Origin of the sequence: Zobellia russellii, from assembly GCF_018728565.1 — a bacterium.
Classification (GTDB): Bacteria; Bacteroidota; Bacteroidia; order Flavobacteriales; family Flavobacteriaceae; genus Zobellia; species Zobellia russellii.
In genome coordinates this window covers 15,761-37,598 of sequence record NZ_JACSOI010000009.1, presented here as the reverse complement: position 1 = coordinate 37,598, position 21,838 = coordinate 15,761, and the positions used below count along the sequence as shown (strand labels likewise).

The 21,838-nt window shown below is 37.3% G+C and carries 12 protein-coding genes; 10 read left to right on the top strand and 2 right to left on the bottom strand.

From position 1 onward, the window contains the following. Positions 1-250 precede the first annotated feature (250 nt). From H9565_RS17475 to H9565_RS17430, 10 genes are all read left to right on the top strand, one after another. Entirely contained in the window at positions 251-1,129 is an 879-nt protein-coding gene (locus H9565_RS17475) for a hypothetical protein (RefSeq protein ID WP_215441608.1), read from the top strand. Between the two features lie 35 nt (positions 1,130-1,164). Beyond that, positions 1,165-3,672, top strand: coding sequence for a hypothetical protein (locus tag H9565_RS17470; protein ID WP_215441606.1), 2,508 nt, complete (start codon positions 1,165-1,167; stop codon positions 3,670-3,672). Positions 3,673-3,681: 9 nt separating this feature from the next. Next, positions 3,682-5,961, top strand: a complete 2,280-nt coding sequence (locus tag H9565_RS17465) for a glycosyl hydrolase (RefSeq protein ID WP_215441604.1) — start codon at positions 3,682-3,684, stop codon at positions 5,959-5,961. Between the two features lie 5 nt (positions 5,962-5,966). Beyond that, entirely contained in the window at positions 5,967-7,256 is a 1,290-nt protein-coding gene (locus tag H9565_RS17460) for an FG-GAP repeat domain-containing protein (protein WP_215441602.1), read from the top strand. Between the two features lie 233 nt (positions 7,257-7,489). Continuing rightward, positions 7,490-10,330: a glycoside hydrolase family 2 protein gene (locus H9565_RS17455; RefSeq protein ID WP_215441600.1), complete on the top strand. Its 2,841-nt coding sequence runs from the start codon at positions 7,490-7,492 to the stop codon at positions 10,328-10,330. Between the two features lie 4 nt (positions 10,331-10,334). Further along, positions 10,335-11,816, top strand: a complete 1,482-nt coding sequence (locus H9565_RS17450) for a sulfatase family protein (protein ID WP_215441599.1) — start codon at positions 10,335-10,337, stop codon at positions 11,814-11,816. A 16-nt stretch (positions 11,817-11,832) separates the two neighbouring features. Further along, on the top strand, positions 11,833-13,266 hold the full coding sequence (locus H9565_RS17445; RefSeq protein WP_215441596.1) for a sulfatase: 1,434 nt from the start codon (positions 11,833-11,835) through the stop codon (positions 13,264-13,266). A 23-nt stretch (positions 13,267-13,289) separates the two neighbouring features. Continuing rightward, a complete protein-coding gene (locus tag H9565_RS17440; protein WP_215441594.1) occupies positions 13,290-14,726 on the top strand; it encodes a sulfatase in 1,437 nt (478 codons plus the stop codon). 372 nt (positions 14,727-15,098) lie between these two features. Beyond that, the gene (locus H9565_RS17435) at positions 15,099-16,799 is read left to right on the top strand and encodes a GMC oxidoreductase (RefSeq protein WP_215441592.1); all 1,701 of its coding nucleotides are present in this window, start codon (positions 15,099-15,101) and stop codon (positions 16,797-16,799) included. Positions 16,800-16,808: 9 nt separating this feature from the next. After that, complete coding sequence (locus H9565_RS17430) at positions 16,809-17,447, top strand: gluconate 2-dehydrogenase subunit 3 family protein (RefSeq protein WP_215441590.1); 639 nt, start codon at positions 16,809-16,811, stop codon at positions 17,445-17,447. Positions 17,448-17,578: 131 nt separating this feature from the next. Here H9565_RS17430 and H9565_RS17425 read toward each other — a convergent pair whose 3' ends face one another. Further along, positions 17,579-20,341 (bottom strand): glycoside hydrolase family 78 protein, encoded by a 2,763-nt coding sequence (locus tag H9565_RS17425; RefSeq protein WP_215441588.1) that lies wholly within the window; start codon positions 20,339-20,341, stop codon positions 17,579-17,581. Positions 20,342-20,383: 42 nt separating this feature from the next. Beyond that, the gene (locus H9565_RS17420; RefSeq protein WP_215441586.1) at positions 20,384-21,817 is read right to left on the bottom strand and encodes a cellulase family glycosylhydrolase; all 1,434 of its coding nucleotides are present in this window, start codon (positions 21,815-21,817) and stop codon (positions 20,384-20,386) included. Positions 21,818-21,838 lie beyond the last annotated feature (21 nt).

Here is a 21,838-nt window from a genome sequence, read left to right as displayed (position 1 = left end):
AATCTTTGTTGATAACCATATGGTTTTATGGAAACCCTTTGAACCTAAAATGATGCAAAAAACGGAGTGGGCAATTTTAACAATGGAGCAATGTCGGTTTTCAAAATTAATGAAAAGAAGGAATTACCAAAATTATTTTTTTGGTGAAGTGCTAATTCTGTTTTAGAAATGGCTACATCGGGACAGTACAGGATGCTATCATTTTATTTGAAAGTTAATTTTGAGAGATATCTATTGAACTAGAATGGAAATGAAAAAATGCATTGCTGTTTACCTGTTCCTTTTTTGCATGGTTTTGTGTGGAACCTTAATGGGGCAAACTAATATAAAGGAGACAAAAACGTTTCCGGAGATTCAACCACCAGCGGGGCGCATTGCTATTGTTGCAGATGGGAATTCCCCTGATCCTGATGATTTAGGGGGTACTGCTGTTTCTTTGGCACTATTAAGAGCTGCAAATCTAGATAATAGACTTGTGCATTATTCCCATAGTTGTGATTTGGTTAGGGGTGACCGAATTTCTGAACGAGCGGAAAATGAAAGACATGCATTAATGCAGAGTTCGTGCGATGTTACGGCAAGAAGGTGGGGTGGTTTTTCGGGCTTAACTTTTTTAGATGCTAGTTGGCAAAAAGAAAAAACGGTGAACGATTTAAAAACTGCAATTAACGCTTCATCCGAAAAGGATCCGCTTTGGATTATCGAGGCAGGGGAGCCCGATATTATTGGAATGGCCCTAGATGCATCGGAAAAATCAAAACATAAATATGTAAAAGTAGTAACGCATCATCCAGCTAATGATAATGCGGGAGACTTTTACACATGGCAGCAAATATTGGATTTTGGAGTGGAAGAAGTTCGTATTCCGGATCAAAACACCCATTTAAAAGTAGCATTGCAAGAATGGGATTGGGCCAAAAACCATCCGGATTCTAGACTGCAACAAATCTGGCTTCAGGGGAAAATTGCCGAAGTTGATGATGTTGTTAAGTTTCAAAAGGGAAAATGGGATTGTTCGGATGCAGGTATGATTTTGTACTGGATAACAGGAGCAACGAACGGAGGACTGGAGTTGGGAACTGTAAAAGACGTAAAAGCACTTTTGTTGGATTTCATAGATAAGAATTAAAATCAAAAATTTTTGAACTAAACTTAATATGGAGCATGGGAAAATCTAGTATAGAATCTCTTACAGGATGTTATTTGATAAATCAACTATTTCTTAAAGGGATTTCTATAGTTCTCTTTTTAACGGCAATTACGGTTAAGGGGCAGTCATTGCAACATCCCATAATTTATACAACACAACAGGAAAGAGATTTTGTTTTAGAGAAAATTAAAAAATATGATTGGGCAGAAAGTGTCGTCTCTCAATTGCATGAACATGTAGATGGAGCTTTGGAAGTTCATCAGACCCATCCGTTGATTATTTTAAATAGAATACCCGCGTTTGCGGTTCATGACCATGAGAACAAAGAAAGAGAAGCCGGCCCAATAGCAGCTGCGCATAACGAGGTATTGTCTCTAGCGGCTAATGCAGGAGCGCTATATTTCATAACACAAGATGAAAAATATGCACAGTTTGCAGCTGATATTTTAGCCGTGTACACAGATGTTTTGTCTATTAAAACGCCCGAAACCACTACTATATGCGGGTATGCTTTTTTTGATCCAAGAACTACATATGCCCCATTTGCCGTAGCCTACGATTTTATCTACAATTATTTAAAGCAAAAAAATGTAAAGGTCTTTGATAAAGACAAGGGTCACTTAGTTGCTTTTGATAATACTAAAGCACAAAAGGCAATTGCCAATATGGTAGGCAATGTTCTGCAAGAATATGGAAAGCCAGATGTACATGGTAAGAGAGTTTCCAACCATCCTATACTTACCGCACCTGGAGCACTATTTGGAATTTTATGTATTGAAGATGACATGGAACGTGAGCGTCTGTTCAAAACTTTTTGGGAGAAGGGTACAGCTCATCAAAACTCGTTCAAGAATACCATTTTGCCTATGTTCTCGGGGCAAGGAATTTGGCCGGAATCACTTAGCTACAGTTTTATGCCCATTATTACGATGGTGTTGAATATTGTAGATCGTGTAAAACCGGAAATGAACGTAACGGCAGATTATAAACATGTTCTTGAAGGAAACTTTCTATTCGATTATTTACGGCACCCCAACAGGACCTTTGTTAGATACGGAGATTCAAAACGGTATAATGACTTTACAGGGGATTTGTATAGATACACATTGAACCTTGCATCAAGAAAAGGATATAAGACATTGCAAAACAAAGCAGAATTAGCTCTTAAAAATTCTTATGAGGCCAATGGAGGTCATAGACCAAACCTATCCACAGGTAGTATCTTTGATAATTTTAATTTGTTGGAGCTATTTTGGGGGCAGTCCGTACCCAAAAAAATAAAAGACTCGGTTAACTTGGATAAAGCCACCGTTATTGTAGACCATGCGGGTATAGCTCTTCAACGAAATTATGTAGAAGAAAATAATGAAACGTATGGATTATGCGGTATTATAGGCGGAGCTCACTACGTACATAGTCACCTTACTGGAATAAGTATGGAATTGTATGGAGCGGGCTATATAATGGCGCCCAATGCAGGTCTGCCGGCTTCTGTTCCTGAGCGAAAAATTCCTTTGCACGAACACTATTTCAGATTATACGCGGGAAATAATACAGTAATTGTGAACGGTTCTTCCCATGGGCGGGACGAGGGTTCATGGAAGGGCAAGGCTAATGTTTGGCAGAATAAAACGGTAAATATCGCAGCGGAACCCAAGCATTTGGAAGAAAGAATATCCAAAGAGTTCAATTTTGCTACTCAATTCTTGGATGATACCGTAAACAATACAAAACAGGAACGTACCTTAAGTATTATAAGAACTAGCGCAACTACGGGATATTATTTTGATATGTTTCGCTCTAAATCCAATGATGAGAATAAATTCCATGATTATGTCTATCATAATATAGGCGATAGAACTCAAATTTTTACTTTGGAAAATCAGGAATTGGCACTAAAAAAAACAGACCGCTATCAAAATGACATTGGTGACGTAGTGAAGTCTCCCGGATGGCGTTATTATGAGGACACACAATCAACTAAGGCTACTAAAAAAGGAATAAAGGTTAGGTTTGATATTGAATTTGACAATACTTACATGCACCTATTTGTTCCAGAAGGAGTTTCTAGGGAATACACCAAAGCATTGGCACCTCCAACTCGCGAAGCAAAAAACGGGTATATAGATAAAAAGACGCAAGTATTGGCCGTTAGGCAACAGGGTGAAGCTTGGGATAGACCCTATATTGGAATATTTGAACCTTCTACCCAAAACAATGCCAGTGTTCAAAAAGTGGATCCTTTATGGGATCAGGATAAGGTAATCGGTGCTGTAGTAACATCCAAAGTTGAAGATTCGCTTATAACCGACATTATCATTGTACAGGACAGGGACAATGCCATTTATAAAAATGATGAATTGAACCTGTATTTCAAAGGGCGATTCGGGATTGTACGTAAGACCGTCGTTAAAAACACTTCCAAAGTCACCCTTTACATAGGGCAAGGTGAACTACTTAAGTTCAATACACAGGAGCTGAAATCCAACCAAGAACAAAAAGGAATATTAAGAAACCTATAAAACTATTGTATGGCTATGTCATATGAACATCGTATTTGGAAATCAATCCTTGTTATATCACTTGGCCTATTATTTAATTCTTGCCAATCAGACAACACTGTCCTATCTGCAAATTTTGTACAAGATTTTGAGAATCCACCATCGGCCTATAAACCCATGCCTTTTTGGCATATGAATGGCGAGCTCACCACCCAAGGTATTCAAAAGCAAATGAAAGATGCCAAGGAACTGGCTGGTTTTTCAGGAATAAGTGTTCTGCCTTTAGCCCCAAAAAAAAACGGGAAACCCGGTACCATGCCTAAGTTTCTTACTCCCCAATATATAAACCGTTTTCAGGATGTTATAAATACTGCTGAAGAATTGGATATGCAAGTTATTTTATACGATGACAACGATTTTCCTAGTGGAATGGCAGGAGGTAAAATGGGCGAACTGTTTCCCCAACATACCATGAAACGTTTAGATAAAGTGGAAAAATTGGCAAATGGACCTTCAAATTTCAAGGATAAGATACCAAATGGCAAATTACTTTCCACAGTTGCAATGAACCCAAAGACCTTGGAGCGAATTGTACTGAACGATTACATCAAGAATGGGATATTAGCATGGAAAGTACCCAAGGGATCATGGAAAATCATGTACTTTACCTTGGTCAAGGATAGTTATCATAAAGCATTTCCTGTAGTAGATTATATGGACACTACAGCGGTCAGGGAAATGATAAGTATGACCTACGATGTATATAAAGAGAACTTTGGATCCTATTTTGGCAACACCATTAAAATGACCTTCTTCGATGATGTAGGCTTTTGGAAACACCCAAGAACCTGGACAGGTCTTTTCAATGATAAATTTGAGGAATTGAACGGGTATGACCCAAAACCATGGTATCCCGCATTATGGTACAATATAGGTCCGGAAACAGAAGCTGTACGCCATGCCTTTTTCAATACACGTGCAGAATTACTGGCCGAAGGTTTCCCCAAATTAGTTGGGGAATGGACAAAAAAAAACGGACTGAAAGATACAGGGCACCCACCAGGAAATTATGACCCAACACCAATTGATATGAATGCGGATATTTTTAAATTTTATAGGCATACCGCTATTCCCTTGACCGATGCCATCATTGGATATCAATTCGGACAAAACGGACATAAACTTATTAGTTCGGCAGCAGATTATTATGACAAACCGGTAGTAGCCACGGAAATATACGGGGCTTATAAAGAAAAAACATTTGATTCGTTAATGCTTTACAGATCTGCTATGGACCTTTTCTCCCGTGGCGTGAATTTTGTGATTCCTCACGGTATGTGGTATAACCCCGATCAAGTTTACATTTCACCTTTAGTTTCCCCATACAGTGAAAAGTTGGCTCCTGCCCTATCTGATTATTCCAATTTCGTAGGCAGGTCTTGCATGTTATTACAAGGCGGGAAACGGGTAGCGAATATTGGTGTATTGTATCCCTTTGAAGAATTGGCCGGTTGGTACCGTTTTGAAGATCCTAAAAATCCACGACAGGGTTTTTTCATTTCCCCAGAAACAAATTACCAAGAAATCAGTGGTTTGTTGACCAACGACCTGCGACAAGATTTCACCTTTATACATCCTGAGTACTTTTTGGATAGTAAATATGAAATAGCTAATGGTTCTGTGCTCTTGAACAATCATGAAAATAAGCAAAAGTACGATGCACTCATACTTACCGGTTGCAAAATTATCTCATTGAAAACATTGGAGAAAATAAAGAAATTTTACGACAAAGGTGGTTTGGTAATCTCTGCCGGACAGTTGCCTTTTAAATCTTCAGAAATGGGTCAAGATGAAAAAATTAAGCAGTTGATACTTGAAATATTCAATGTGAATAGTGATGCTACAGATATGGCTGAAATTCAAATTAACGATAATCTGGCAGGGGGGAAAGCTATTCATATTTCCAAAGCAAATGAACATAGGTTATATGAAGCTATAAAAACAAGTGTATTCACAGATGTTGCATTCAACCCAAATCCAAAACTGTCTACAGATATGGGCAAATTTAATTATATACATAAAATAAAAGACGGAAAAGATTTTTATTTCTTTTCTAATTCTAGTGACGAAACCATTACTACAGAGGTTACACTAAAGGGTAAACACAACCTATTTATGGCAGACCCTCATAATGGAGACATTCAACAAATAGAAAACCTTATTCACTTAAAAATCAACAATCAAGAGTTTACAAAAAGTAAACTCACATTAAAACCAGTTAAATCAACCTTTTGGATATCAGTTCGATAAAAAGAATGAAAATAAAAATTCAAGCCTTTTTTATTTTATTTCTTGCAGTATTGGAAAATGGCGTCATCGGACAAATGCCATTGCCTCTAGTGAGCAACTCTAAATTTAATACGGATAAAACTAAAAATAAGAATTGGCAACGACATATAATAGACAATTCTCTAAGTGGAGCAGATGGTGTAAGGCTTAAAGATGTAAATAATGATGGGCTACAAGATATTACTACTGGTTGGGAAGAAGGCGGATATACGAAAGTATATCTACACCCAGGGTATAAAAAAGCAAAACAACAGTGGCCTTTTGTAGTTGTAGGCAAAACAGTCTCGATAGAAGACGCGGTTTTTGCAGATGTTGATAATGACGGCGCTATAGATGTTATTAGTAGTACAGAGTGGAAGCATCAAAAAGTATACATCAATTGGGCACCTGCTAATAAGGATAATTATTTAGACGCTTCCAAATGGAAATCAGAAGTTATTCCTGTTTCAGAGAACATTACACAGTGGATGTTTGCAGTTCCCATGCAAATAGATGCTAAGAATGGGCTAGATATTGTAGTCGGATCTAAAAACAATAATGCACAAATAGGTTGGTTTCAAGCACCCAAGAATCCAAGAAATATGGATGATTGGAAATATTATCCCATTAGTAATGCTACTTGGGTGATGTCTATTATATCAAGAGATATGGATGGTGACGGAGATTTAGATATTGTAGTTTCCGATAGAAATATAGGGGCAACAAATGGAGTACGTTGGTTAGAAAACCCAGGAAAAAGAAGGAAGCAAAAAAAGTTCTGGAAAAGCCATTTTATTGGGGCTAAAAACGTAAGAGTGATGTTTATGGATTTAGCAGATATAGATGGTGATCAATTAGAGGATGCTATTGCTGCAGAATATACCAACCAAAAAATTGTTTTTATGAGACGATTGGACAATACAGGTTTAAACTGGGATACTTTTAATATTGATATTCCTGAAACAACCGGTAGAGCAAAGGCTGTAAAGGTTGGAGATATTAATAAAGATGGAAAATTAGATGTCGTATACACATCGAACACTTTTGAAAAAGACGGTCAATCCGGAATTTATTGGTTATCCTATAAGGACAAGCCTATCGAATCTATATGGGAATGGCATAACATAAGCGGGTTAGAAGGCATCAAATATGATAGAGTCGAATTGATAGATTTAGATGGCGATGGGGATTTAGATGTACTGACTTGCGAAGAGAATTATGGAGAAAATAGCCAAGGATTAGGGGTTATTTGGTATGAAAACCCAAGAATACTGTAAGGAACCATACATAGAGTGAACAATGGTTTAATTGAAAAGAGCATTAGCCTAAAGGTTTAAGTATGCAAGAAATTATTACAAATAAGTTTCTCGATTTGTTAATAAATAGCATAAACTGCCTCGGGAATATAATTCCGTTTTTTTTATAAAATATTTGGGAAGGATATATATGATGGAGTGATTACGAGGATTTAAGATTACAATTTTGAGATTAAATAGTTAAGATAAATAACATGAAAAAAACTATAATAAATATAATTCTGTTTCAGGCTTTTTTTTTATATAATATTCATGCTCAAACCAAAACCTATTTGTCCGGAACATATGCCGACACAGCAATAGACTGGGGTTTTAAAATATCCGTAGGTAGAAATAGTGGGTATTGGACCACAATACCTGTGCCATCTAATTGGGAAACAAAAGGTTTTGGCTATTATACTTACGGAAAGGATCCTGAAGATTTTAAAACAAATCCCGAAGTGGGATTTTACCGTCATAATTTCAAGTTTTCAACTGAAGCTAACAAACGATATTTTATAGTTTTTCAAGGCTCAATGACAGAAACTACGGTAAGCTTGAACCGTAAAAAAGTAGGCGCCACGCATGTTGGCGGCTTTACAGAGTTTAAATATGAAATAACCGAGGTTCTCAAAAATGGTGATAATCTGTTAGAGGTTGAAGTACTTAAACCAGCAAAACACCCACAAGTTGTAAAAGCTGAACGTATTGCGGACTATTGGCTTTTTGGTGGCATTTTTAGACCAGTTTTTATAGAAGAAGTACCCCAAAATTATATTGAAAGAGTTGCCATAGACGCACAAATGAACGGCGATTTTCAAATGGATGTTTTTACAGACGAGTCTATGAGTAAATTAATGGTCGAAGCTCAACTGTTTGATGCTAGTCATCAAAAAATTGGGAGACCTTTTTCTAAAGAATTACTCAAAAACAAAACACGATTAAGAGCCAATTTTAAAAATATTGAATTGTGGTCTCATGAATACCCAAATCTTTATAGTGTTGAAGTTTCAATTAAATCTAAAAATCAAATAATACATACTTACAAGCAAAAATTTGGTTTTAGAACATTTGAAGTTAGGGACCATGACGGCTTTTACCTCAATGGAAAAAGGATTCTATTAAAAGGTGCCAACATGCATAGCTTTAGACCAGAAACAGGACGATCGTTATCAAAGCAAGATATGTTGGAAAACATTAGGCTTATGCAAGAAATGAACTTTAATACCGTACGCATTTGTCACTACCCACCAGATTCTGAATTTTTAAGTTTATGCGATTCTTTAGGGTTAATGGCAATGGACGAACTGCCTGGATGGAGACACCCGTACCCATACGAAGTAGGAAGTAAAATTGTAAAGGAATTAGTAATAAGAGATGTGAACCACCCATCTGTTGTTCTTTGGAGCAATGGAAACCACTTAGCGCATGACCCAAAATTTGATGAGGACTTTTCTAAATGGGATATTCAAAAACGCAGACCTTTAAAGAACGAAACCAAAACAGGGGATATTTCTAAAAACTATTCGCCCAGTTTTGATATTGTAAAAACCAATTTCTACCCCTCTTACGAAACATTAAAGAAACGCTTGTTTGATGAAAATCATATAGTTCTACCAAATGAAGCATTACATGCCCTATATGATGGCGGCGGCGGCGCAAATTTAAAAACCTATTGGAACGCTATTGAAAAGTCTAAGGTTGGTGGAGGATTAATGATATGGGCACTTTTTGATGAAGGATTGAGAAGAACAGATATGAACAACCAACCGTTTAATCAAGGTAATAATGCACCAGATGGTATAGTAGGTCCTAATTCTGAAAAAGAAGGTAGTTACTATGCCGTCAGGGAAATATGGTCACCGGTTATTATTAAAGAAGAAAAAATAAAATCGAATTTTAATGGAGAGCTAACAGTTCAAAATAAATTTGATTTTGTCAATTTAAATGAATGTCAGATTCATTGGCAACTTATAGCTTTTGAAACTCCCAATACATCAAGTTCAGGATATAGAACTGTTGCAACAGCTAAGGCAAACTCACCCAATGTTTTACCGAATACTACAGGTTCATTAAAATTAAACCTACCAAAGAACCTACCAAAATTTGATGCTTTGGCCATACAAGTTTTTGATAACAAAAATGTAATGGTCTATGAAAAACGACTAATACTAGAGCAACAAACCATTTATTTTCAAGCTTCTAAGAATAATAAAGTTATTCAGGATCAAAATAATCCATTTCAGTTTTATGTAGGTAGTACTACTTTATTATTCGACCATAATAATGGTGTGCTTAAAACTATAGCGGTAAAAGGTAAATCAACCAGCATCAAAAATTTTCCGTTTGTTGCCACAAAAAGAACAGATTCAATAAGCAAAAAAGACACAATAATAGTGCAAAAAAAGGCTTCAGTTAAAAAGGAAGGAAATCATTTCATTATCGAAACCAAAAATACGAATGGATTTGATGAATTAAAATGGACCATAATGCCTTCAGGGGAAATAAAGCTAGATTTTGAATACTCTCCAGAATATGGTCTTTACGAATATGCCGGCATAGGTATGGAAGTAAACGCCAAGACCGTAAAAAGTAAACGCTGGTTGGGAGAAGGGCCGGCTAGAATTTGGAAAAATCGTATTGAAGGTGGTATTTATGATGTTCACGCAAGAGATAAAGTAATTAACATTCCTGGTGAAGTATATAATCAACCTGAATTTGAAGGTTGTTTTGCTCCTTGGAAATGGGCCATTTTTTATATGAGTGATAGTGTTTCCGTAGGCTTTAAAAATAATAGTGACTTAATTCTTGGTGTATTGAATCCGGTAAACGGATTTAATTCAAAAATGGCTTCATGGAAGTATCCACAAAAAGAAGGCTTTTACTTTTTTAATTCCATACCTGCAATAGGTTCGAAATGGAAAAAGCCAACAGAGTTTGGGCCAGATGCACAACCGCAAGAAATTATTCATAGCCAAAAAGGCTCGGTTTCTTTATTCATCAATTGGAACAATGTTGAGAAAGACAGTAAAGCTTTTAAAATATCAATAGAATAAAAAAATGAAAAATCTAAAACGAATAGTTGTTATGTCCCTAGCATTTATCTGTTTGGTTTCTTGTGGCAGTAACGCTAAGAATATGACTAATCGTTTAAAAAAAACTGAAACAAATAATGAACAAGCACCCAATATCATTTTCTATTTGGCAGATGACCAAGATGTATATGATTATGGTTGCTATGGTAATGAAAAAGTACATACAACTGCCGTAGACCGTTTAGCCCAAGAAGGTTTATTGTTCACAAATGCGTTTACCGGTCAAGCAATTTGTGCACCAAGTAGATCTCAACTCTTTACAGGAAAATATCCATTAAAGAATGGTTGTTTTGCCAATCATACTGCTACGAGACCAACCATTGAAAGTGTTACCGACCACATGAAAAAATTGGGGTATGAAGTAGTATTGGCCGGAAAAAGTCATGTAAAACCCTCTAATGTTTATCAATGGGATAGAGAATGGGAACCAGTACCTAAGGAAAACGTACCAAGAGATTACATTCCGTTAGATAGCATAGAAAATTATTTAAAAAATAAGACTAAACCATTTTGTATGTTCATAACCTCAAAATATCCGCACGGAAAATATTTTGAAGTTGATAACCCTAAAGCAGAGGATATTAAATTCTATCCATTTAATGAGGATAAAAAGACAGACCCCGAATATGTAAAGTCTAAAGCGGGTTACTATAGAAGTATAAAAGAAGATAATACGCAACTAGAACGTGTTTTAAATTTAGTTGACACGTATTTAAGTAACAATACACTTTTTATTTATAGTGCAGATCATGGTGTTTCTGGCAAATTCACTGTTAAGGATATTGGTCTTAAAGTACCCTTAGTAATGCGTTGGCCAACGGTAATAAAGGCCGGCACAGTCTCTGACCAACTTGTTCATTACACAGATGTACTCCCCACCTTTTTGGATATTGCAGGCGGAAAAGCTATGCCAGATATGGATGGCAAAAGTTTTCTACCAATACTTCAGGGTAAGGATGTTGAAATAAATGAATATGTATACGGTGTTAGAACCAACCAAAATATACTGAATTCAGAAATTTTCCCCTCAAGAATGATTCGTAATAAGAAATACAAATACATTAGAAACTTTAATTCTCTAGAGGTAGTAGAGAATAATCTCACGGGAAAAACATATGTAGATTACTTTATAAAAAGAGGGGCAAATAAATTTAAAAATGAACCATTTGAAGAGTTATATGATATTGAGAACGACCCATTTGAACAGCACAACTTGGCAAATGTTGAAGAATTAAAATCAGTAAAAGACACCCTTTCAAAAAAAATGTTCATTTGGATGAATTCTCAAGGCGATATTCTTAATAAAATCGCCGGTAATATGCCCATTATAACTCCTAGTGGAAATAAAGGATTTAAGTTGGATCAAGATACGCCAACACGACAAATTGCCGATTCACTAAAAAACACATTGCAAAAAGAAGACTATACCATAATTGAACATTGGTAAACATAAAAGATTTAACATGAATAGATTTTTATATATCATATTATTTTTGGCAACCTTATTATTTTCATGTAAAAATGAAAATAATAAACCTATTGTAACCCAAGATAAAAAACCGAAAAACATATTGTTCATTGCAGTTGATGATCTGCGCCCAGAATTAAATTTTTATGGTGCCAAACACATAATTTCACCAAACTTGAACAAATTGGCCAGTGAAAGTTTAGTCTTTAACCGAGCATATTGTAATATACCGGTATGCGGTGCATCAAGAGCAAGCATACTTACTGGTATGAGACCTACAAGAAATCGTTTCATTGATTATAGCACTAGAGCAGATGTAGACGTACCCTTTGCTACTTCATTACCTAAGTTTCTTAAACAAAATGGTTATACAACACGATCAAACGGTAAAATTTATCATCAAATAGATGATGATAGTTTAGCTTGGGATGCCATTTGGTTTCCTGACGGTAATATTCGTAATTATCAACTTAAAAAAAATATTGAAGAAAACGGAAATGCCAATCTAGCTGTTGCAGGAGCTACCGCATTTGAAATGGCAGAAGTTAATGACACCGCTTATTTTGATGGTAAAATTGCCCAAAAAGGTATTGCCGACCTAAAATTGCTGAAAAACGAGAAAAAACCTTTTTTCTTGGCTCTAGGTTTTATGAAGCCACACCTACCGTTTACTGCACCAAAGAAATATTGGGACCTTTATGATAGAAACAACATAGAATTACCTCAAAATTATGAGCAACCAGAAACAACCCCTAAAGAAGCCTTTCATAATTTTGGAGAATTGCGTAACTATGGCAACATTCCTAAAAGTGGGGAAATCCCTGATGATTTAGCAAAAGAACTCATACATGGTTATTATGCTTGCGTAAGTTATGTTGATGCGCAAATTGGTTTGGTATTAGACGAGTTAAAACGCTTAGATTTAGAAGATGATACAATAGTTGTTCTTTGGGGAGATCATGGTTGGAATTTAGGAGATCATAAATTATGGTGTAAACATGTCACATTTGAAACGGCTTTAAGAACACCCTTACTACTAAAAGTTCCAGGAAAAACCAGTGGTCAAACAACAGATGCTATAACAGAATATATAGATATTTACCCAAGTATTGCAGAACTTGTTGATATTGAAAATGTTCCAAAAACCGTACAAGGCAAAAGTTTTGTCCCTCTTTTAAAAGGTGAAAAATCTAGTAAAGATTGGGCAGTAAGTAAATTCAAAGATGCCGTTACATATATCAAAGGCGATTTATTTTATACTGAATGGATCAAAGATGATGGTACTGCCTACGCAAGAATGTTATTTGACCATTCAACAGATTCTTTAGAACTTGATAATTTGGCAGAGAAACCCGAATATAGGGAAAAGGTGAAGGCGCTTTCAAAAGACTTAAGGGAAAAATGGGGCAAAGATTTTTTAAGCGAATGACAAATTAACTGAAGTTTACAAAAATGAAAAATAACACGATTTGGAGTGTTCTATTGTTAATAATGACCCTACATAGTATAAAGGCTCAGGAGAAGCAAAATGTGCTAGTATTTTTAATAGACGATTTAAGAACAGAATTGGGCTGTTATGGAAACGATATGGTTAAAAGCCCTAATATTGATAAGTTGGCCAGTGAGGGTACACTATTTACCCGTGCCTATAGCCAGCAAGGAATCTGCGCTCCATCACGAATAAGTATATTAACTGGGTTACGTCCCGAAACCGTTGGTATTTATGATTTGTTTACCCCGCTTAGGTCAGTACATAAGGAGATGTTAACGGTGCCTAAATATTTTAAAGAGCATGGTTATAAAACCGTAAGTATTGGTAAAGTCTACCATCATGGGAGGGACGATATAGAAAGCTGGACCAATTTTACTCAAAAAGAACCCAACTCATGGGCAAGCCAATCCAATCTAGAGCTTTTCGAAAAATTTCAAAAGGAAGGTCGAGAAAACACAAGAGGCCCTGCTTTTGAAAATGCAGATGTACCTGATGAAGGTTATAAGGATGGCAGGGCAACCCAACATGCCATACAAACTTTAAAAGAACTGAAGAATGATGATTTTGTAATGTTCGTAGGACTTACAAAGCCTCACTTACCATTTAATGCACCTAAAAAGTACTGGGATTTATATGATAAAGATTTGTTCGTAGTACCATCTCGGAATGAGCCTATAAATATGTACACTAATGCCCTTACGAATTGGAACGAACTACGTGCCTATTATGGTATTCCCCAGGAAGGTACTTTAGACGATAATCTTACAAGAGATTTAATACATGGCTATTATGCATCAATTAGTTATATGGATGCTCAAGTTGGTAAGATAATGACAACGCTGAATGATTTAGATTTGAGAAAAAATACCCTTGTTGTTTTTATGAGTGACCATGGCTATAAAATCGGTGAGTATGGAGCATGGTGTAAGCATACCAATTTTGAATTGGATGTACGGGTACCTTTGATAATTAGCAACAATTACGATGGTAGCGCCCCTCAAGAAATGCAGGTGTCAAAAGCCTTGGTTGAAAATGTTGATTTGTTTCCCACTCTTGTGGAAGCCTGCAATCTAAAAATGCCTTATTTGGACGGAAAGAGTTTATTACCGTTACTTAAAAATCCAGATGTAACGTGGAATGATGGTGCATATAGTTTATATCCAAGAGGAGAGAAAATTATGGGTTGTACCGTTACGGATGGTTTATGGCGGTACACGGAGTGGCGAGATAGCCAAACGCAACAGGTTAAATCAGTAGAACTTTACAATCATAGTGATGGCAATCCAATAGCTGTGGAAAATCTTGCGGGCAAGACAGCGCATAAAAGGGTTGAGACAAAAATGAAAACCTTGCTGAGAGAACGTTTCCCTAGAACTGATTATTCGTTTTATAAGTGATAGAGTAATTAAGGAAATAGTTTAATGTATCACGTTCAATACCTAGTAACGGCTCTTTGCTATGGGAAAGAGTAATGTAAATATGATGTCTGTTTTTATAGTAGGATTTTCTTTTTTAACGGCAATAATTTTTGTTCTACACAGCCGTGGTTTTTTAATAAGGAGTTTTTATAAAGGGCGTGTATAACATATCTCAAACGAGCTTTACAGTACAGTGCAGGACACCTTTTTTTATGCAAAAGCCTAATTTTAAATTCTTTTCTAAGCAATTTTTTTGATGACTTAAAAAAAATGCTTTGGATTGATTACCGATAAAAATAGTCAAGCAAAACTATTTGTGGTTAGAATTAAAATAATCTAATAAAAAGATAAATGTCAATTAAACCAGAAACAACAACTTTTGATGCTATTGTAGTGGGTACCGGAGTCAGTGGAGGATGGGCAGCAAAAGAGCTTTGCGAGAACGGGCTTAAAACTTTAGTTCTGGAACGTGGAAGAATGGTACAACATGTAGTTGATTATCCAACTATGAACCTTGATCCGTGGGACTTACCAAATGGAGGTGAGACCCCAGCTAAAATAAAGGAAAAATATCCAAAGCAATCGCGTTGGGGTTTTGATGAAACCACACGTCATTTTTTTAATGACGATTCAAAATATGATTATGATGAAACAAAAAGATTTGATTGGATTCGAGGTACACAGGTTGGTGGCCGTTCCCTCATATGGGGCAAGCAAACCTATCGTTGGTCAGATTTGGATTTCGAAGCCAATGTCAAAGATGGTATTGGTGTAGACTGGCCTATTCGATATAAAGATTTAAAGCCATGGTATGAGCATGTGGAAAAACATGTAGGTATTAGTGGAGAGGCCCTAGGGTTGCCCCATTTACCGGACAGCGTGTTTTTAAAACCTATGGAACTCAATTGCGTGGAAGAGCATTTAAAGAATGGTATTTCTGAAAAATATGATGATCGTGTACTAACCATAGGTAGGGTTGCTCATATTACGGAAGGGTCAAAACCGGGGGCAGGAAGAGGAACCTGCCAATACAGGAACCGTTGCAAACGCGGGTGTCCGTACGGTGGTTATTTTAGCTCAAATTCATCAACACTTCCCATGGCAGAGGCTACAGGAAATATGACGCTAAGACCAGATTCTATTGTTTGCGAGGTATTGTACGACAAGGAAACAAAAAAAGCTACAGGAGTCAAGATTGTAGACGCCAATACTAAGGAAGTAATAGAGTTTAAATCTAAAATAGTCTTCTTGTGTGCTTCGTCCATGGCTTCTACGGCAATTTTGATGCAATCAAAGTCAGATGTTTTTCCAAACGGTATGGGCAATGCCAGTGGTGAATTGGGACACAATATCATGGATCACCAATTAGGTGGTGGTGCAAGCGGAAAAATAGATGGCTATGATGATAAGTACTATAAAGGACGAAGACCTAACGGGTTTTATATACCAAGGTTTAGAAATGTAGATTCCACCTCTAAAAAAGTAGATTTTATACGGGGTTACGGATACCAAGGTAGTGCCGGGCGTAATGACTTTAGTACTTTGATTCCTGAGTATGCCTACGGAGAAGAATTGAAAGCAGCCATGCTGGAACCTGGAGGTTGGCGAATTAACTTAGGCGGTTTTGGAGAAGTATTGCCGTATCATGAAAACCATATGTCATTAAATTATGATAAGCTTGATGACTACGGTTTACCTACAATTGTTTTTGATGCCGAGTTCAAAGATAACGAGAAACGGATGAAAAAAGATTGGATAGAGCAGGCCCAAGAAATGTTGGAAAATTCAGGCTTTAAAGATGTCAGGGCCAACAAAAGGGAATCGTACATGGGAGGCGGTATTCACGAAATGGGTACGGCTAGAATGGGTAAGGACCCAAAAACTTCGGTTTTGAATAAATACAACCAGCTGCATGAAGTGCCTAATGTATATGTTACCGATGGGGCTTGTATGACCTCTGCAGGATGTCAAAATCCTTCACTAACATACATGGCTCTAACGGCAAGAGCAGCCAATCATGCTGTAGAGGAATTAAAGAAAATGAATATTTAAACAACTGTTTTGGAAAGAAGAAAAGCACTAAAGAACATTGGGTTATCGCTAGGTTCCTTAACCATGTCATCTGCCGTAGTCACACTTATTCAAAGTTGTACCCAAGAAAAAAAGGTTTCATGGAACCCTGTATTTTTTTCACCCGATGTAGCTGATATTGTTTCAAAGACCTTAGAGGTAATGATACCTAAGACTCCAGATGTGCCTGGAGCAACAGATTTGAACTTGGCCCAATTTATAGATGGCTATCTAGATGTTATATCTACGGAAAAAGAAAAAACTGCATTTAAAGCAGGTGTAGAGCAGTATTTGTCTACAACCCTTGAAAAATCTGGAAAGAACGTTTCAACTGATTTAACGGAAGGTGATATAGAAAAAAGGGTGGCCCATTATTTTAAGGCTGATGCCGAGAATAAAAAGAAATGGAATATGGAGGTAGCTGCCTCCGAAAAGGAGGGAGCTCAACTACTATCCGATGATGCGGTTAATTTTTTTGTTTTGAATTCATTACGAAACAGGGGAATAGAAGCTTTTAAAGTCAGTAAAATTATTGGGGAAGAGGTCTTGGCCTATGACCCTATTCCGGGCGCGCAAAAAGGATGTGTAGATTTACAGGAAGTATCGGGAGGCAGAGCTTGGTCTTTGTAACTTTCTTTATGCTCCATATCTTGGTCAATTACATTTTTAGTACCAACTTATTGCCACATTTATCCGAGAACAACAAAGCCCAGCTTTAAAAGCTGGGCTTTGTTGTTCTTCCCAAATAGTAATGGGTAATTTTATTTAGCCGGTTGAGGATACGAAAAGCGGTAAGTTCCTGAACCCAGTTCAAGCTGTACACCTTGCTGTGTTTGCTTTAAGTTTTTTTGCATTTCGGCTTTTAACTTAGCGCTGTTTAGCTTAATGTTTTCTAGTGTAGCTCCCGATAACGTTACAGATGCGGTAGTATTAGCGGGTATGGTTACTTCATAATGAAATTCGCCATCTTTTATCTCCCAGTCAGATTTTATTTTTCCATAAAGGGATATGAATTCAGCCTTTGCAGCTGTCAACCCTCCACCTGGGTGAGGGTCAAATATGATGTGTTTATAACCTGGTTTTTTAGGGTCTATTCTCAATCCTCCTACATGGGTATAAAGCCATTCTCCAATGGCACCGTACGAATAGTGATTAAAACTGTTCATACCTTCAATAATAGTCCCGTCAGGTTTTTGCGTGTCCCATCGTTCCCAAATAGTAGTGGCTCCCATGGTTATTGGATAAAGCCAGGATGGAAATTCCTTTCTGTTGAGTAACATAAAGGCCAAATCATCGCGTCCTATTTTGGAAAGGGTTGTGCAGAGTAGGGGAGTCCCTAAAAACCCTGTAGTCAAATGCCCGAATTTTTTCACGTCCTGAGCGAAGTATTCAGCGGATTTTTTCTTTAAATTTTCAGGAATCAGATCAAAGGAAAGGGCCATTGCATAAGCTGTTTGCGTGTGAGAGACCAAACGCCCGTTTGGGGTAACATACTCCTGTACAAAAGCTTTTTTTATGTTTTTGGCTTGCTGAGCATATTTCTCAATGTCTTCGGTTTTTCCTAATACTTCGGCTATTTTGCTAAAGAGTGATGTGGAATAATAAGCATAGGCGGTAGCAATTAAATCTTTTTCGGTTACGGAACCATTGTAGTCGGGTTTGTCCGCATTATAGGCTAACCAGTCTCCCCAATGCCAATGTTTAGGGTCGTTCCATAAATAATCGTCACCAGATTTTTTGGCCATGTAGTCAACCCAACCTTTCATACTGTCGTATTGCTCTTCCAAAATGCGTTTATCGCCGTATGATTGATATACGGTCCAAGGTATTATTACAGCGGCATCTGCCCAGCCAGTGGCACCACCTTTAGCGCTAACACCCTTGCCTCCCGTTAAAATGTCAGGCACTACGTTGGTCACGGATCCGTTATCGTGCTGGTCCAAGGCTAAATCTTTTAACCATTTTGTATAAAATGTAGCTACGTCAAAATTAAAAGCAGCAGTCATGCTAAAAACTTGAGCATCACCTGTCCAACCCGCTCGTTCATCGCGCTGTGGACAGTCTGTAGGAATATCTAAAAAGTTGTCTCGTTGTCCCCATTGAATATTACTCTGTAATTGATTGATCATTGGGTCTGAAGTTGTAAAACTTCCGGTAGGCGTGATATCCGAATGAATCACAATTCCTGTAATAGCGTCAGGATTTAGGTTACCTGGGTAATCTATAACCTGTATGTATCTAAAACCATGGGAGGTAAAATGTGGTTCAAAAATTTCTTCTCCTTCACCTTTTAAAATATAGTTGTCTGTTGCCTCAGCTGCTCGTAGGTTTTTGGTGTAAAAATTACCATCTTTATCAAGGACTTCCGCAAATTTAAGGGTCACCTTATGGCCTTTAGGACCTTTAACCTTCATTCTGGCCCAGCCCACTATGTTTTGTCCTAAATCCAATACCAACTCTCCTTTGGGGGTGGTAATGAGCTTTTTGGGTTTTATTTCTTCAGTTGCTCTTACCGGAGGTCCTTGTGGCGCTACCAGAATATCTTTGGAATGGTCTAAGATTTCCACTTTTTTCCAATTACTATCATCAAATCCGTTTTGATTCCAACCGTCCATTTCTAATCGGGCATCGTATTTTTCACCATTGTACATATCAGATTCAAGTATAGGGCCGTAAGATGCTTTCCAATCACCATTACTTACTATAGTTTCACTACTTCCATCGGCATAGTTTATATGTAATTGTACTAAAAGGGCAAGTTGGTTTCCGTAAAAGGCATAATCGCCTTTCCAGCCTATGTTTCCTCTATACCAACCATCGCCTACAATAGCACCTATGGCATTATTGTCTCTCAGCATATTCGTTACATCGTAGGTCTGGTACTGCAACCTTTTGTTATAGGTAGTGTAGCCAGGCGTAAAAAGGTCATTACCTACTTTTTTCCCGTTCAGGTAAAGTTCATAGACTCCCAAAGAAGTGGCTTGTACCTTGGCCGAAACAATGGTTTTATTCGTTTGGAACTCCGTTCTAAAGTACTGCGACGGATGTGATTTTTTTTCTGCAGTAATGTCGTTCATAGCAATGTACGATGCAGTCCATAGGGCTTTGTCTAAAATACCCATTTCCCAATAGGCGGGAGTACTCCACGCCGAAGCTCTGTTTTTGTTGTCCCAAACCCGGACTTGCCAATATACTCGCTGCATAGATTGCAGTTTAGGGCCTTCGTAGATTACGTTTACGGATTGGTCACTTTCAACTTTTCCTGAAGTCCAAATAAGATTTTTACCTTCTTGCAGATTAACCTTTGAGTCCGCTACGCGAATTTCATAAGCTGTCTGGATCACATTTCTCTCGTCTGAGTTCAATTGCCAACTTAATCTGGGTTTGAGGACGTCAATACCAATAGGGTTGGTTTTGTATTCTGTAACTAGCTGGTACACCTGGGCCTTTTTTATGCTGAAGGCCGTTAGTACCATGGTTAGGATAATAAGGAGTAAAGAGGTGATCTTTGTCTTGTGTTTCATTTTCAGCGAGTTTGAGTTGTTCTTGTTGAGTTAATTAGTATTTTAGTTTTTCTCTGTCCCAAAATTCCGAAGACCCGGTACAATTTTAATGTTCAGCATGGAATTATCCACAGGCCATTTTAGCACTACCAATTGTTGGCTATAGTCGTCCCAAATAAAATCGGATGGATTTCCGTTTTCAGGAGATTTGTAGACTTCAAGACCTATGTTTTTTAATGGGTTGTGATACAGTATAAAATCATCGTTGATAATAATTGAGAAACCATCAGGGTAATGCCGGTCTGCTCCAATGAAAATTTTAGAGGCTCCTTTACTATTATTGGATTTTATCTTTAAATTGAGTGTACGCGTCGCAAAATTGTATAAGAAAGATTGTATATCTCCGGCAATTATTTGAGGGAAAGGTCTTGAAATAATGTCAGTAATATATTTTCGTTCTACTGTTCCCGCATCCATTTCATCACTAAAAATCGCCCATGTAGATGGGCCGCCAGGAAGGAAGTTTTGCATGCTTCGGTTTCCTAAAAACCAAGCTTTTATAGAACCTATTCCCATGCGGTCAAAAATCTCCGCTGTTTTTATGTAAAGCTCCCTGTACTCTAATTGGCCAAGGTGACCAGATGTAAGAGTGTCTGTAGTAGCAAAGGTGGGAAAGCCCCATTCGCCTACTAAAATTGGCGCTTCAAGCATGTCAGATTCCCTATCAAACCTATCCATAACAGGCTTGATGAAATCTATTTTGTTTTGGTAAATGTGCGGTGCGAAAATGATATTTTTCCGATTTACGGGTGCCGTTATCTCTGCATATTGATTATTGTCAATTCCTTCTCCTTTGTTCATGAAAATGGATTGGAGCAATATCTTTTTATCAGGATTTATATTATGGCTTTCGTCTATAATTTTTTGATATAATGGTATTAAGTACGTATTGGTCAAATCCTCATAGGAAATATTCATGGTCAATTTTCGTGGCTCGTTTACAATGTCATAGCCAAGAACAGAGGTATCGTTCGCATATCTTTTCCAAATTACTTTCCAAGCGTTAATATAGGTTTGGTGTTCATTTTTCTTGTTTGTCCAAAACTCTTCCCATGAAAATCTGGTAACCCCGTAGACCGTTAGCTTAAAGACAGTTTTCATGCCAGAGTTTCTTCCTAGGGAAACAAGTGAGTCTAGTTTTTTTAAGTACGTTTGGTCTAGGCTTCCACCAGGAAAGGAACTTAACTTGCCCAACTCTAAACGGATGACCTGAGCGTTGGCGCCCATACGCACCATTCTTTTATAATCGTCAGAATCAAAAAAAACTTCTCCTTTATGGTCGTTAGTGTTAATTACAAAACCCCGTGTAATAACGTGCCTGCCGGAATCATCTCTAAGTCCGTGTTTAATTTGAGATATTGCGGTCATAGAGGTTAAGAGCAATGCTAGTAACCCAACATTTTTTTTATTTGATATAGCTTGGAATTTATTTTTCATTTTCGGAGGTAAAATACGTTC

Excerpts from the sequence above, each read along its gene's own strand:
- H9565_RS17475 (WP_215441608.1), top strand. The coding sequence starts at position 251 with ATGAAAAAATGCATTGCTGTTTACCTGTTCCTTTTTTGCATGGTTTTG.
- H9565_RS17470 (WP_215441606.1), top strand. The coding sequence starts at position 1,165 with ATGGGAAAATCTAGTATAGAATCTCTTACAGGATGTTATTTGATAAAT.
- H9565_RS17465 (WP_215441604.1), top strand. The coding sequence starts at position 3,682 with ATGGCTATGTCATATGAACATCGTATTTGGAAATCAATCCTTGTTATA.
- H9565_RS17460 (WP_215441602.1), top strand. The coding sequence starts at position 5,967 with ATGAAAATAAAAATTCAAGCCTTTTTTATTTTATTTCTTGCAGTATTG.
- H9565_RS17455 (WP_215441600.1), top strand. The coding sequence starts at position 7,490 with ATGAAAAAAACTATAATAAATATAATTCTGTTTCAGGCTTTTTTTTTA.
- H9565_RS17450 (WP_215441599.1), top strand. The coding sequence starts at position 10,335 with ATGAAAAATCTAAAACGAATAGTTGTTATGTCCCTAGCATTTATCTGT.
- H9565_RS17445 (WP_215441596.1), top strand. The coding sequence starts at position 11,833 with ATGAATAGATTTTTATATATCATATTATTTTTGGCAACCTTATTATTT.
- H9565_RS17440 (WP_215441594.1), top strand. The coding sequence starts at position 13,290 with ATGAAAAATAACACGATTTGGAGTGTTCTATTGTTAATAATGACCCTA.
- H9565_RS17435 (WP_215441592.1), top strand. The coding sequence starts at position 15,099 with ATGTCAATTAAACCAGAAACAACAACTTTTGATGCTATTGTAGTGGGT.
- H9565_RS17425 (WP_215441588.1), bottom strand. The coding sequence starts at position 20,341 with ATGAAACACAAGACAAAGATCACCTCTTTACTCCTTATTATCCTAACC.
- H9565_RS17420 (WP_215441586.1), bottom strand. The coding sequence starts at position 21,817 with ATGAAAAATAAATTCCAAGCTATATCAAATAAAAAAAATGTTGGGTTA.